The organism is Variovorax sp. H27-G14, assembly GCF_046156345.1.
GTDB lineage: Bacteria > Pseudomonadota > Gammaproteobacteria > Burkholderiales > Burkholderiaceae_C > Variovorax.
On the sequence record NZ_JAYLVN010000003.1, the window covers coordinates 101,375 to 114,120 of the forward strand.

Sequence of the window (12,746 nt, forward strand, 5' to 3'; positions counted from 1 at the left end):
TTTGCCAAGCCTTGCCGATGTCACTTTCACTCGCTCATGCTGATCTGCCTCAGCCCCTGGGCCACTACGCGCCGGCCGTCGTTCATGCCGGCCTTGTCCACGTCTCCGGCACGCTGCCGCTCCCGGCGGCGCCCACCGACGCCTTCGCCGTGCAGATGACGCAGCTGCTGGTCAATTGCGACGCGGTCTTGCGCCATGCCGGCAGCAGCCGCAGCCAGGTGCTGTCGCTGACGCTGTACCTCACGGACCTCGACCGCTGGGATGAAGCCGACGCCATGCTGGCCGCGTTCTTCGGCGCGCACCGCCCGGCCCGCACCGTCATTGGCGTGGCGCAGATCCGCAAGCAGTTCGCGGTGCAGGCGAGCCTTGTCGCGGCGCAAGGGGCGCAGGCATGAAGACACCGCAGCTGTTTCATGTGGACGCGTTCACGCGCGTGGCGTTTCGCGGCAATTCGGCCGGCGTCGTGCTCGATGCCGATGGCATGAGCCCCGCGCAGATGCAGGCGCTGGCCCGCGAGCTGAAGCATTCGGAGACCGCCTTTGTGCTGGCACCCGAAGACGCGAGCCACGAGGTGCGCATCCGCTATTTCACGCCGACCACCGAGGTGCCCATCTGCGGCCACGCGACCATCGCCGCGCACTACGCGCGCGCCTTGGCACTGGGCCTCGGGGAGACGGAGCTGCGTCAGAAGACCGGCGCCGGCATTCAGTCGATTCGCATCGAGCGCGCACACGGCGACTACAGGGTCGTGATGCGCCAAGGCGCCATCGAGTTCGGCGCCCCCTTCGCGTCGGACTTGCGCCACGAGATTGCCCATGCGCTGGGCATGACCGCGCACGACTTGCTGCCCGGTGCGCCGCTGCAGGTCGTGTCGACCGGGCATTCGAAAGTGATGGTGCCCATGCAGTCGGTGAACACGCTCGATGCGCTGGCGCCGAACCACGAGGCACTGACCGCGCTGAGCGCGCGCATTGGCTGCAACGGCTACTTTCCGTTCGTCATCGACCCCGTGGAACGTGCAACCTGCGGACGCATGTTTGCGCCGGCCATCGGCATTCCCGAAGACCCGGTCACCGGCAATGCCAACGGCCCGTTGGGTGCCTACCTGGTGCGGCACCGGCTGATGCCGCACGACGGCCGCTGCCTTGCGTTCACCGGCCACCAGGGCAGGGCCATCGGCCGCGACGGAGAGGTTCATGTCGAGGTAACGGTACATGAGGGCGAGCCTGTGCAGGTGACGATCAAGGGCGATGCGGTGCTGCTGTTTTCCGCGCCTCTGCGGCTCTGACTGGCTTGCCTGACGGTGCCCGTTGCAGCCAGTGCGCGGTCATTGCGGGTTTGTCATCCGGCTGACAGGCAACGGGGAGATGGGGTTTCTAGAGTGCGATGCATGAAACACGCACCCGCCCGACCCCTGCGCACCTTCACTTTCTGCACGCTGCTCGCGGCAGCCGCGACCGGCGCCGCCGCATCGGGCTCGCATGCCGACGCCATCGGCCAGCCCGGCGTGGCGGCCAAGGCGACGCGCACCGTTCAGGTCGACATGACCGACGCCATGCGCTTCACGCCTGCCGACGTTCAGGTGAAGCAGGGCGAGACGGTTCGGTTCGTCGTCAAGAATTCAGGCCAGCTCAAGCACGAGCTGGTGCTGGGCACCGCGCAAGACCTGAAAGCGCACTACGAGGCGATGAAGAAGCACCCCGAGATGGAGCACGCCGAGCCCAACATGGTGACGCTGGCGCCGGGCAAGACCGGCGAGGTCGTCTGGCAGTTCACCAAGGCCGGCAAGGTCGATTTCGGCTGCCTGCAGCCGGGGCATTACGACGCGGGCATGAAGGGCGCTGTGACCGTGGCTGCGTTGCCCGTGTCACGCGAAGTCAACCGCCGATAGGCGAGCACAGCTCCACCAGCGTGCCGTCGGGGCAGCGCACATAAGACACCACCTGGCCCCACGGCTTGGTGGTGGGCGGCGTGAGTTCGGTGGCGCCCGCCGCCACGGCGCGCGCATGCGCGGCCGGCACGTCGGTGGTCACGAAGCCCAGTTCCATGCCCAGCGGCTTGACCGATTCGGACGCGGCCACGTGGCCCTGCGCAAAGTTGGATTCGGCCAACTCGTGCGCGGCAAAGGCGAGGGTGGTTTCACCGGTCACCAGTTCGCCGTAAGTGCCGGACTCGTGAAGAAACTTGGTGGCAAAGCCGAAGGCCTGCTCGAAGAATTGCAGGGACTGGGCCACGCTGGGAACGTAGGCGATGGTGTAGCCGAACTTCATGGTCGATGTGCGATGTGTAGAGAAGCGTTGAAAGGTGCAGGGGCGCAGGCCCGGCGGAATCGCACTCTACCCATCAACGCGCCGGCGCCGCGCGATGCACCCGCTGGCGCGAAGCCCATCGCTTGCATCGGCCCCTTCAGGCGTACCGGTGAACGCCCACGTCAATGCCCTTGCACCGCCGAATGACCTCGGCAAAGTAGGGCTCGAACACCTGGTTGGCCACCTCCCACCGGCCGTGTTCTTCCAGGTATGCGGGCAGCAACTCGTTCAGCTCGGCCCACACTTCATGCTCACGCGCCGTGGTGAGCTGGCCGTCGCACACCACGATGTGCCCGCCCACCAGCACCAGGTCAATCGCGCTGCCGTTCTCGCAATAGGCCAGCTGCTTCACGATGTCGTTTCTCGGGCGAAAGTTGTCGTTGTTCAGGTCGAGCAGCACCAGGTCGGCGGCCTTGCCCACTTCGATGGAGCCCGTGATGTCGTCGAGCATGGCGGTGCGCGCGCCGGCCAGCGTGGCCATCTTCAGCACCTCGAAGGCGCTGAGCCATTGCGTGGGCTCGCTGCCGTTCACGTTGTGCATGAGCGCGGCAAAGCGCATCAGGTCGAACACGCGCGCGCTGTCGTTCGAAGAAAGGCCGTCGGTGCCCAGGCCAATGGCCACGCCCGCGTTCAGCAGCTTGCGCACCGGCGCCAGGCCCGAGCCCAGCTTCAGGTTGCTCAGCGGGTTGTGCACCACCGAGCAGGCGGCCTCGCCCATGCGTGCGATGTCTGCGTCGGTGAGCCAGATGGCGTGCGCCAGCGTGGTGTGCCGGTCGAGCGTGCCGATGTCGTGCATGTGCGCCAGCAACGTCTTGCCGTAGAACATCTGGCCGGCCACGGCCTGCACCTTGGTTTCGAGCAGGTGGGTGTGCAGCGGCACGCCGTGCCGCACGGCCAGCGCATGGCAGGCCTGCAGCATGTCGGTGGTGCAACGCTGCGGGGCTGACGGCGTGATGGCAAAGCGCAGGCGGCCTTCGGCCTGGCCGTGGAAGCGGCGGAAAGCCTCTTCGCAATAAGCGGTGTAGTCGGCCGCGGTGGTGGGCGCGCCAAACTTCAGCTGGGCGCCCAGGTGCGCGGGAAACACCTCGTGGCCGAAGGGCGTGGAGTCGAGCACCGGGGTGTTCAGCACCGCGCTGGACACGTTCACGCGAATGCCCGCGTCGCGGTAGGCCTGAAACACGATGCCCAGCCGGTCGATGCTGTGGGCCATGGGGTCGAAGAAGTCGTCGCACAGCGTGGTCACGCCGTTTTTCAGCGACTGCATGGCCAGCAGTTGGGTGCGCAGGTACAGCAGCCGGTCGGAGATGGGGCTGCCCGACAGGTAGGTGTAGGCATACAGCAGCCAGGTTTCCAGCGGCATCTGCTCGTAGCGGCCCTTGAAGAAGGTTTCGCTCGAATGGGTGTGCGCGTTGACGAGGCCGGGCATCAGCAATTTGCCGCGCGCGTCGATCACGTCGCACGCGGCGGGCCGGGCCAAGTCAAGACCGATGGCGGCAATCTTGCCGTCTTGCAGCAGCACGTCGGCACGCACCGGGCAATGGCCCTGCGGGCCGCCAACGGCCAGCACTTCGGCGCCTTGAATCAGGAGGGCGGTGGGCATCGTGGACATGGTGGACATGCTCAGTCGCGCATTTCCGCCGTGCCGCGAATGGAGCCCAGCCCGCCGCGCAGCTTGGTGCTGAGCCACACGCCGAAGATGGTGGCCAGGTAGGGCAGGGCCTGCAGCAGGTCGTTGGAAATGGCGCCGCCGTACACCAGCTGCGCGCGAATGCCCAGCGCCGACACCACCGCGAAGAACAGCGCGGCGGCCGTGGCACCCAGCGCGCTGCCGGCACCGAAGATCACCGCGGCAAAGGCCATGAAGCCGCGGCCCGCGGTCATGTTCTGCGAAAAGATCTGCAGGCTGCCACCGGCCAGCTCGGCACCGCCAATGGCGCACAGCACGCCGCCCAGCGCCAGGGCCAGCAGCCGCATGCGGCTGGGGTTGACGCCCACGCTGCGCGCGGCGAACGGGTGCTCGCCGGAAGCCGACAGGCGCAGGCCCAGCCGCGTGCGCTCCAGCAGCAGCCACACCAGCCACACGGCCACGGGCATGAACAGCACGAACACAGAAAGGCCGCCCAGGGCTCCCAGATCGGCGCTGAAGAAACTGCCGAGCTTGGGAATGCCGAAGGGCGCGGTCACGGTGGCCTCGCTGTCGTACAGCGCCTGAATGGCGAGCGACGTGCCGCCCAGGCCCAGCCCGGTAAGCCCCAGGCCCGCAATGATCGGGTTGGCCTTGAGCTTTTCCACCACGTACCACAGCAGTGCCGACGCGGCCACGCACAGCGCGGCGGCAATCAGCATGGCCTGCACGAAGGAGCCGGTCTGCACGATGCCCACGATCAGCGCGCAGCTGCCGATGATCATCAGCCCCTCCAGGCCCAGGTTCCAGATGCCCGCGCGCTGCGCCAGCACGCCCGCCAGCGTGACGTACACCAGCGGCGTGCCGGAGATGAGGATGGATACCAGCGTGTCGGTCATGCGGGCTTTCGGGTAAGGAGCTTGTCGAGCCACTTGGCGCGCGACGTGATGAAGAGCGCGATGGTCGCGTTGATGACCTCGATGGCCGCCGCCGGCATGCCGACCATCACCGGCAGGTACAGCGCGGCCGACGCCAGCGCGCCAAAGAACAGGGCCGACACGGCCGTGCCCACGATGGACAGTTGCGCCACCAGCGCAATCAGAATGGCCGTGAAGCCGTGCGCGGGCAAGAAGCCGCTGGCCAGCCGGCCGTTGGGCCCCAGCAGCTCGATGCTGCCGGCCAGCCCCGCCAGCGCGCCGCTCACCAAGAAGCTGAACAACCCGATGCGACCGACCCGCGCGCCTTGCCACGCCACCATCGTCGGGTTGCGCCCCGCCAGGTTGGCCACGATGCCCAGCGCCGTGCGGTTGGCCAGCAGCCACGACAGCACCAGCACCGCCAGCGTGAGCGCGCAGATGAGCGGCGACACGCCCAGCGAATCGGAGATGCGGTAGGCGTCCGCAATGGGCCGGCTCGACGCCTGCTGGCCGGAGCCAGACGGGTCTTTGAGCGGGCCGGAGGTGACGTACACCAGCAGCAGGCCCGCGAGAAAGTTGCCCATCAGCGTGGTGATGACCTCGTCGGTGCCCGAGCGCAGCCGCAGCAGCCCCGGCCACATGGCCCACAGCGCGCCGCCCACCATGCCGGCCAGCAGGCAGCCCGACACCACGACCCATGCGGGCGCGCCGCCCAGCCATTCGGCGGTGAACGCGGCAAGAATGGAGCCGACATAGAACTGCCCCTGCGCGCCGATGTTGAAGAAGCCGGCACGAAACGCGATGGCCACGCCCGTGGCGGTAATGAACAGCGGCATGGCCCAGCGCAGGCCCTGGTGCAGCGCGCCGTCGCGCAAAAAGGCGCCGTCCAGAATGCCGGTGAACAGCTCGCCCACCGCCAGCCCGGCGCCCTGGAACGCCAGCGCGCACAGCACCAGCGCCAGGCACACGTACAGAACGACGCGAAGCACGGGAAGCACGGGCAACATGCGCGCCGGGGAAAAAATGCGGCCCATCATGCGTGCGCTCCCACCATCGCCTGGCCCACTTCGCGCAGGTCGTACGGCGCGCCGTAGTCGCCCACCACCTGCCCGCGCAGCATCACCAGCACGCGGTCGCTGATGTCGAAGAGTTCGTCCAGGTCCGAAGAAATCAGAATGATGGCGGCGCCCCGGTCGCGCGCTTCGCGCAGCGCCTTCCACACATAGGCGGTGGCACCGATGTCGAGCCCGCGCGTGGGTTGCGCCGCAATGATGAGTCGCGCGCTGGCGTCCACCTCGCGCGCGAAGATCACCTTCTGCGCATTGCCACCCGAGAGCGACCCGGCCGGTTGCCCGCAGTGGGCATAGCGCACGTCCCATTGCGCCAGCGCGGTGTCGCACGCGGCTTGCAGCCTGGACGGTCGCACGAACGCGAGCAGGCCGCCTTGCAGCAGCCGGCCCATCGACCAGTTCTCCCACAGGCTGCTGTTGAGCGAGAGGCCTTCCACGTTGCGCTCGAACGGGATGATGCGCAGGCCCGCCGCGCGACGCGTGGCCAGGTCGCTGTGGGTCACGTCGCGCCCGGCCAGTTCGATGCTGCCGCTGGCGGTCTGTGCCAGTGCGGCAATGGCGCGCACCAGCGTGCGCTGGCCGTTGCCCTCGACACCCGCGATGCCGATGATTTCTCCGGCGCGAATGTTCAGGCTCACGTCTGCCAGCGCGGCGCCTTCGGCGTCGGGCTTGGTGGACAGGTTTTGCAGCTGCAGCACGGTGGGTGCCGCCAGGTCGCGACGCGATGGTGCGGTGTGTGAGGTGGTTGCGCTGTTGGGCGCAGGCGCCTTGGCGTCGCCCATGATCCATTGGCTCAGCTTGGCGGCGCTGGTGCTGCCGCATGGCACGGGGCCGGTCACGTGCTCGCCGCGGCGCAGCACGCTCACGGTGTCGGCGATGGCCATCATTTCGCGGATCTTGTGCAGGATGAGCACGACCGTCACGCCGCGCTTTTTCAATATGCGGATGCGCTCGAACAAGGTCTCCACGCCGGCCGGTGCCAGCACGGCGGTGGGCTCGTCGAGGATGAGCACCTTGGCGTCGGTGACCAGCGCGCGCGCAATCTCGATGCCCTGTTGCGTTTCGATCGGCAGGTTGCGAATGACCTCGCGCGGGCTCACCGACAGGCCCAGCCCGTCCAGGTGCGCCTGCCAGCGCTTGTGCAGCTGGCCCGAGGTGAAGATGCCGCGGTGCCGCTCGGAGCCGAACTCCATGGCCTGCGCCACGGTGAACGAGGCCGGCAGCGCAAAGCTCTGGTGCACCAGCTCCACGCCGGCCGCGCGCGCGGCGTTCACGTGGCCGGTGCGAATTTCATGCGCACCGATGTGCACGCGCCCGTGCGTGGGCTTGACCAGGCCCGAGCACACGCGGGCAAAAGTGGTCTTGCCCGCGCCGTTCTGGCCGACCACGGCATGAATGCGCCCTTCCTCGAAAGCGATGGACACGTTCGACAGCGCTTTCACGCTGTCGTATTGCACGGTGACACCGTCCAGCACCAGCGCGGGGCGCGCCGGGTGGGTCTCGCTGTTCGGGGAACTGGGGTTCATGTCTGCAAGGAGAGAGTCAGAGCGTCGAAAAAATCGGCAAGGTCAGAGCACGGTGTTGAACGCCACCTTGAGCGAGCCGTTCAAGATGGCGGCCTGCGCGGTGCGAATTTCGGCCATGGTCTGCTCGGCCTTGGCGGCCACGGCCTTGTCGCCTTCCTTCTGGAACACGGGCGACAGCTCCAGGCCCACCACGCCGGTGCCCAGCCCGGTGTTCAGGTGCGCGCCGCCCTTGCCGGTCTTCAAGATCTTGGAGGCCTCGTCGTACAGCGACTTGCCGAAGTGCAGGCTCACGATGGAAATGAGCGACTTGGGGCCCTGCGGGTACTGCGCCGGGTCGAGGCAGCTCACCAGCCGGCCGGGCTTGTCGTTGGCCGCGGCAATGATGCCCGCGTCGGTGGCGGCTGCATCGGTCTGAATGAAGTCGATGCCGCCGTTGAACATTTGCGTGGCAATTTCGCGGCCCTTCACTGGGTCCTGGAACGAGCCCGCGAACGCGACCGTGACGGTGGCGTTCTTGCGCACCGACAGCACGCCGGCCTTGAAGGCGTTGTAGTCCGCGTTGAGCGGCGGAATCGACATGCCGCCAATGAAGCCGATCTTGCCCGTGGTCGACATGCGGCCCGCGAAGATGCCGGCCAGGTAGGTGCCCAGGTAGTAGTCGTAGGACACGGTGGTCACGTTGGGCAGTACGGGCTTCATCTCGTCGCCGAACAGCTGCAGCCACTGCGTCTTCGGGTACTTGGGCGCCAGCGCCTTGAAGGGCTCGCTCACCTCGTTGAAGGTCGACACGATCACGGCCGCGCCGGCGTCGGCCAGCGTGCGAAAAATGGTTTCGTAGGTCGACGGGTCTTTGGCGTAGATGGCGCGGGTCTGCATGCCCGTTTCCTTGCCCAGCAGCTTGAGCCGCGCAATCATCGCGTCGACCGCGCTGGCGTCGCCCGCGGCCTGCGTGTGCACCAGCGCGATGAGCCCGCCCTTGGCGTTGGCAATCAACGGATACAGGGCGCTCGCCATGGCGACGCCGCCCAGGCCGGCCGCGGCCTTGAGGAGCTGCCGGCGGGGCGTCTTGGCGCTGGAGGATGCGTGGTGTGTCATGCGGATATCTCTGGGGTTGAGGAAGGAAGAACGGACGACGGAAGGAACTCGGGAAAGAACGTGAGAAGAACTCAAGGCGTGGGCGAGCTGGGCGCGGGGTTCATGATCATCACGTCCTGGCTCTGGATCGCGTCCAGCGCCCACACGCTCTTGATGAACGACTGCCACGCGGGGTCGGCATACATGGCGGCGCGGCGCGCCTCGCGGTCGGCCAGGCTGTCGTAGGCCCACATCAGCACCGAGGTGTGCAGCCGGCCGATCTCCGATATGTACAGGCCCACGAACTTGTTCAGGTGGCGCTGCTGCACCGGCAGGCCTTCGCGCTCGTACTTGTCGCGCCACTGGTCGATGGTGCCGGGGCGAAAGGTGTAGAGGCGGTGTTCGATGATCATGAAGTGCTCCTTGGCATGCGGATACGGCTGCGGTTTACTGGCCGGCCAGAATGAATTCAGCGCACTTCTCGCCGATCATGATGGCCGGTGCATTGGTGTTGCCGCTGGAGATGACCGGCATGATGGAAGCGTCGGCCACGCGCAGGTTGGCAATGCCGTGCACCTTCAGGCGGTGGTCCACCACGGCCATGTCGTCCAGGCCCATCTTGCAGGTGCCCACCGGGTGAAAGGTGGTCATGGCGGTGGCGCGCAGCCAGGCCACGAGGTCTTCGTCGCTCTGCTTCTCCAGGCCGGGTGCCAGCTCCTTGCCGCGGTAGGCGTCGAACGCGGGCTGCGCAATGACCTGGCGCGTGGCGCGAATGGCGTCCACCATGGTCTGGCGGTCGAAGTCGGTGTGCAGGTAGTTGGGCCGAATGAGCGGTGCGTCGTCGGGCCGGCCGGAGCGCAGGCTGATGCGGCCCTTGCTGCTCGGGTTCACCGGGCCCACGCGCAGCGTGAAACCGTGCTTGGCCTCTACGGTGGATTTCTTGAACGGGTTGGGAAAGTACAGGTTCGCCGTTTTCTCCAGCGCGGGCATGAAGTGCAGTTGCACGTCGGGGTGCGCAAGCTCCGGCCGGGTCTTGATGAAGGCGCCGGCCTCGTACGGAAAGGTGGTGGTGATGCCTTCGCCGAACAGCATGCCGCGCACCACGGAGAACGCGATCTTGTCGGCGCGCAGGTCCTTGTAGAGCGTGACGGGCTGCTTGCACTCGTACGACATCACGCAGTCCACATGGTCCTGCAGGTTGCCGCCCACGCCGGGCAGGTCTTTGAGGACGGCAATGTCGTGCTTGGCCAGTTCTTCCTGCGGGCCGATGCCCGAGAGCATCAGCAGGTGCGGCGAGCCGACGACGCCGGCGCAAAGAATCACCTCCTTGTGGGCGCGCACGGTCTTCAACTGGCCCAGCACTTCGTAGGCCACGCCCACGGCGCGGTTCTTTTCGACCAGCACCTTGTGCGTGAGCGCGCGGGTCACTACCTTGAGGTTGCTGCGCTTCAGCGCCGGGCGCAGGAACGCGAAGGACGTGGACCAGCGCTTGCCCTGCTTGATGGTGAAGTCGTAGCGGCCAAAGCCGAGCTGGCTTGCGCCGTTGAAGTCGTCGTTCAGCGGGTAGCCGGCCTGCTGGCCCGCGAGGCAGAACACGTCGAGCAGCGCGTTCCAGCCGCGCGCGCGGCACACGGTGAGCTCGCCCTTGGTGTTGTGGAACACGCCTTCGCGCTGAATGTGGCCTTCGGAACGCTTGAAGGCAGGCAGCACGTCTTTGTAAGACCAGCCCAGGTTGCCCATGGCGGCCCAGCCGTCGTAGTCCTGCTTGCCACCGCGCACGTAGATCATGCCGTTGATGGTCGACGTGCCGCCCAGCACCTTGCCGCGCGGCCAATAGATCTTGCGGCCGTTGAGGTTGGGCTCCGGCTCCGAGTGAAAGTGCCAGTTGTAGATGCCCGACTGAAACAGCTTGCCCATGAGCATCGGCAGGCGAAAGAGGGGGTTCGAATCTTTGCCGCCGGCCTCCAGCAGCAGCACGCGCGTGGCGGGGCGGGCGCTGAGCCGGGCGGCCAGCGCGCAGCCCGCGGAGCCGGCGCCCACCACGATGTAGTCGTAGTCGTTCCTGTCGGCGTTGTCGCTGTCGCTGCTTTTGTAGTTGTGGTTTTGGTTCATGGGGTCACCGGGTCTCACCAGGGAATGGGGTCGCAGGCCATCTCGGCGAGATGGGCGTTGCACAGCGCGAAGGGGTTGGGCAGGCCCAGCACGGCGTCTGCATAGGCAGGGTGCTCGCGCAGCAGGCAGGCGACGTGGCCGTGCCGGCCTTGCGCAATGCCCGCGGCCTGCAACGCCTCGGCCGCGGAGGCGCCGAAGCCCATGAACACCACCGGCTCACCGCGCTGCAACAGGTGCGACAGCACCGCCGCAATGAGCGGCTTCCACAGCACCAGGTGGCCGTGCGACTGGTGCGGGTCGATCGCCACCTGAAAGCGGCTGAGCGTGAAGGAGGTGTTGAGCAGCAGCACACCGCTGTCGGCCCAGCGGTCGCACAGCGTGGCGGGTGTCTCGAAGGGCAGCACGCCCGATTCGATGTCTTGCAGCGTGCGCGGCCAGTTGGCAAAGCTGCCGCCGTAGCCCGCGTTTCCGGTGCGTGCCTCGGCCAGCATCTGCACCCAGGCGCGGATGCTCTTGGTGAACATCTTGTCGAGCTCGCGCCACTGCGCTACGTTGCCCACCTCGAAGGCGCGGCCGGTGGCAATGTCGATCGACGGATACGGGTCTTGCCCCAGCACCACGCATCGCACGCCCGCGGGCATCACGCTGTCGAAGGCCTTGAGCATGTGCGCGCCGTGGGGCATGCCTGCCAGCTGGCGGCCCTTGCGCGCCGGAAAAATCGGCTCCCATGCGTGCAGATCGAGCGCGGGGTCGATGCCCGCGAAGTCGAGCGCCACATCGCCCAGCGCGGCCCGCCATGCGGGGGGCAGGTCGTTTGGCCAGTCGGCCAGAGTTTCTTGCAGGGCGGTGCGCAGGGCGGTGCACAGGGCTTGGGGCATCGGGCTCCATTCAAACTTAAAAAAGCTGACCAGTTCGTCAGGAAATTCTAAGGAATAAATTGACGAGTTGGTCAGAATTTTTTTGGTGCTTGCCCGTGCGCCATTTCGGGGCGCACCTAAAATTTGCGTTCTGTCACCAGTGACATCCATTGCCCATGCGCGACACATCAACTCCCCGACCTTCCAGACTTCCCAAACCGGAAACCCCAGCGGACAGGGAGATCCGGGCGGCCAACAAGCGCAAGATATTGAAGGCCGCGAGCGAGGTGTTCGCCGCCAAGGGCTTCGACGGCGCCCGCATTGCAGAGATCGCCACCGTGGCGGAGCTGCCCAAGGCCAACGTCTACTACTACTACGCCACCAAGGAAGAGCTGTACAGCGCCACCTTCGCGCCGCTGCTGGAAGAGTGGGACAGCGCACTGCGCATCCTGAAGGCCGACACCGAGCCCGCCGTGGCACTGCGTGCCTACGTGCAAGCCAAGCTCAAGCTCGGGCGCAAGAACCCGCTGGAGGCGCGCCTGTTCGCCAACGAGGTGGTGCGCGGCGGCACCTTTCTTTCGGCCGCCGACCGGGCCCACATTGCCAAGAGCACGGCGGCCAGCATCGAGGTGTTCGAGGCCTGGATGGCGGCCAAGAAAATTCGCACCATCGACCCCCGGCACTTTCTGTTCATGCTCTGGGCCGCAACCCAGTTCTATGCCGACTACGAACCCATCGTCAACGCCGTGCTGCAGGTGAAGAAGCTCACCGCGGCGCACTACGACCAGGCGCTCGAAAGCATCGTGTCGACGGTGCTCGGCGGCGTGCTGCTGGACTGACGACGCACTGATTGCGCACTGACGGTCCCTATAATTCCGCCCCTTTGCGCAGCAGTTCTTCCTGGGGACGTGCTGCCGCGCAATTCAACGGTTCGAAGGTGCCCCCGCCAGCCACATGGCCACGGGGGTTAAACGGGAAGCAGGTGCGCCGCGTCGCTCAGACATGGCAATGCCTGCGCTGCCCCCGCAACGGTAAGCGGATCTGGAACCCCCTGTGTGCATGCCTGCATGGCATGCGCAGCCACTGCGCCTTCGGGCGTGGGAAGGCAGGGTGTTCCGCCTGGGTGTGCGCTGCAAAAAAGCATGCGACACCCTGGCAATTCGCAAGCCCGGATACCGGCCTTCGCAATCGCCTTCGGACGCTGCGGGAGTGCGTTTGTCCGGGTCGGCAGGTGCCGCGTGCCTTTGTGCGTGCGCG

At 66.8% G+C, this 12,746-nt stretch carries 13 protein-coding genes and 1 riboswitch; of the genes, 4 read left to right on the forward strand and 9 right to left on the reverse strand.

Annotated elements, in window-relative coordinates; translation table 11 throughout:
• Positions 1-17: 17 nt before the first annotated feature.
• The 3 genes from VLK31_RS09440 (at position 18) to VLK31_RS09450 (ending at position 1,891) form a co-directional block, all read left to right on the forward strand.
• Positions 18-395 carry a RidA family protein gene (locus tag VLK31_RS09440; RefSeq protein ID WP_409168136.1) on the forward strand — a complete coding sequence of 126 codons (378 nt, stop codon included), beginning with the start codon at positions 18-20 and terminating at the stop codon, positions 393-395.
• Positions 392-1,288 carry a PhzF family isomerase gene (locus tag VLK31_RS09445; protein WP_409168137.1) on the forward strand — a complete coding sequence of 299 codons (897 nt, stop codon included), beginning with the start codon at positions 392-394 and terminating at the stop codon, positions 1,286-1,288. The genes VLK31_RS09440 and VLK31_RS09445 overlap by 4 nt, the downstream gene beginning before the upstream one ends.
• Positions 1,289-1,390: 102 nt before the next feature.
• Complete coding sequence (locus tag VLK31_RS09450) at positions 1,391-1,891, forward strand: plastocyanin/azurin family copper-binding protein (RefSeq protein WP_409168138.1); 501 nt, start codon at positions 1,391-1,393, stop codon at positions 1,889-1,891.
• Here VLK31_RS09450 and VLK31_RS09455 read toward each other — a convergent pair.
• From VLK31_RS09455 to VLK31_RS09495, 9 genes are all read right to left on the reverse strand, one after another.
• Positions 1,878-2,270 (reverse strand): VOC family protein, encoded by a 393-nt coding sequence (locus VLK31_RS09455; RefSeq protein WP_409168139.1) that lies wholly within the window; start codon positions 2,268-2,270, stop codon positions 1,878-1,880. The genes VLK31_RS09450 and VLK31_RS09455 overlap by 14 nt on opposite strands.
• 136 nt (positions 2,271-2,406) lie before the next feature.
• Positions 2,407-3,927: an amidohydrolase family protein gene (locus tag VLK31_RS09460; protein ID WP_409168140.1), complete on the reverse strand. Its 1,521-nt coding sequence runs from the start codon at positions 3,925-3,927 to the stop codon at positions 2,407-2,409.
• Between the two features lie 2 nt (positions 3,928-3,929).
• Positions 3,930-4,832, reverse strand: coding sequence for an ABC transporter permease (locus VLK31_RS09465; protein ID WP_409168141.1), 903 nt, complete (start codon positions 4,830-4,832; stop codon positions 3,930-3,932).
• Positions 4,829-5,857, reverse strand: a complete 1,029-nt coding sequence (locus VLK31_RS09470) for an ABC transporter permease (RefSeq protein ID WP_409168142.1) — start codon at positions 5,855-5,857, stop codon at positions 4,829-4,831. Before VLK31_RS09470 ends, VLK31_RS09465 begins: the two co-directional genes overlap by 4 nt.
• A 26-nt stretch (positions 5,858-5,883) precedes the next feature.
• Positions 5,884-7,446 carry an ABC transporter ATP-binding protein gene (locus VLK31_RS09475; protein ID WP_409168143.1) on the reverse strand — a complete coding sequence of 521 codons (1,563 nt, stop codon included), beginning with the start codon at positions 7,444-7,446 and terminating at the stop codon, positions 5,884-5,886.
• Between the two features lie 42 nt (positions 7,447-7,488).
• Positions 7,489-8,541 carry a BMP family ABC transporter substrate-binding protein gene (locus VLK31_RS09480; RefSeq protein WP_409168144.1) on the reverse strand — a complete coding sequence of 351 codons (1,053 nt, stop codon included), beginning with the start codon at positions 8,539-8,541 and terminating at the stop codon, positions 7,489-7,491.
• A gap of 71 nt (positions 8,542-8,612) precedes the next feature.
• Complete coding sequence (locus VLK31_RS09485; RefSeq protein ID WP_409168145.1) at positions 8,613-8,933, reverse strand: NIPSNAP family protein; 321 nt, start codon at positions 8,931-8,933, stop codon at positions 8,613-8,615.
• A gap of 34 nt (positions 8,934-8,967) precedes the next feature.
• Complete coding sequence (locus VLK31_RS09490) at positions 8,968-10,632, reverse strand: GMC family oxidoreductase (RefSeq protein ID WP_409168146.1); 1,665 nt, start codon at positions 10,630-10,632, stop codon at positions 8,968-8,970.
• Positions 10,633-10,646: 14 nt separating this feature from the next.
• Positions 10,647-11,510, reverse strand: coding sequence for a hypothetical protein (locus VLK31_RS09495; RefSeq protein ID WP_409168147.1), 864 nt, complete (start codon positions 11,508-11,510; stop codon positions 10,647-10,649).
• Between the two features lie 248 nt (positions 11,511-11,758).
• On the opposite strand from VLK31_RS09495, the gene VLK31_RS09500 reads away from it, so the two are divergent.
• Positions 11,759-12,328, forward strand: a complete 570-nt coding sequence (locus VLK31_RS09500; protein WP_409168148.1) for a TetR/AcrR family transcriptional regulator — start codon at positions 11,759-11,761, stop codon at positions 12,326-12,328.
• A gap of 79 nt (positions 12,329-12,407) precedes the next feature.
• Positions 12,408-12,688, forward strand: a riboswitch (cobalamin riboswitch).
• Positions 12,689-12,746: the final 58 nt, after the last annotated feature.